This window comes from Neisseria sp. P0021.S007, assembly GCF_051956855.1.
On the sequence record NZ_JBQCXA010000512.1, the window covers coordinates 1 to 699 of the forward strand.

The following is a 699-nucleotide window of genomic DNA, read 5'->3' on the forward strand; positions in this document are numbered from 1 at the left end:
ATTTCATATACGCCGGCCGGACAATAGCGGGTTTCGGGCGAGGCGTATTCTTTGTAGTTTACGTCTATCATGACCTGCGGATTTTTCAGCACCAAATGGTCGGGCTGATTTTCTTCGTGCGCAAGGTTGGCAAGGAAGACGCTGCTCAAACGGTCGAAGGTCAAAACTCCGTCGGGTTTCGGATAATCAATCGGCTTGCATTCGGCGGCTTTTTTGAGCTGCTCGTTGTCTTTGCCGTGATGTTTCAAGGTCCACGGGGCTTTGCCTCTAAAAATCATTTGGTCGATGCCGGTATAGATTGAGCCGAGGTAAACGCCCCATTTGAATGACGGACGGACATTGCGTGCGGCGTAAAGCTCTTGATACAGCCAGCTTTGTTCAAACCGTTGCTGATAATCCGCCGCCTCTTTGCCGCTGTCGAAACCCTCCACTTCTTCGAGGTTTTCCAACAAAGGGAACACGGCTTCTGCGGCAAGCATGGCGGATTTCATGGCCGTATGGATGCCTTTGATGCGCGGCATATTCAGGAAACCTGCGGCATCGCCGACCAAAACGCCGCCTCTGAACGAGAGTTTCGGCAGGCTTTGCAAACCGCCTTCAATCAGCGAACGCGCACCATAAGCGATACGGCGACCGCCTTCGAAGGTTTTGCGGATTTCAGGATGGGTTTTGAAACGTTGGAACTCTTCAAACGGCGAC

Annotated in this window: 1 protein-coding gene; it reads right to left on the minus strand. The window is 52.4% G+C overall.

The genetic code is table 11. The annotated features are described in order from the left end of the window. Positions 1–699, minus strand: a 699-nt coding sequence (locus ACTHUR_RS14315; RefSeq protein ID WP_440399228.1) for a 4Fe-4S dicluster domain-containing protein, incomplete at both ends; no start/stop codon positions are given.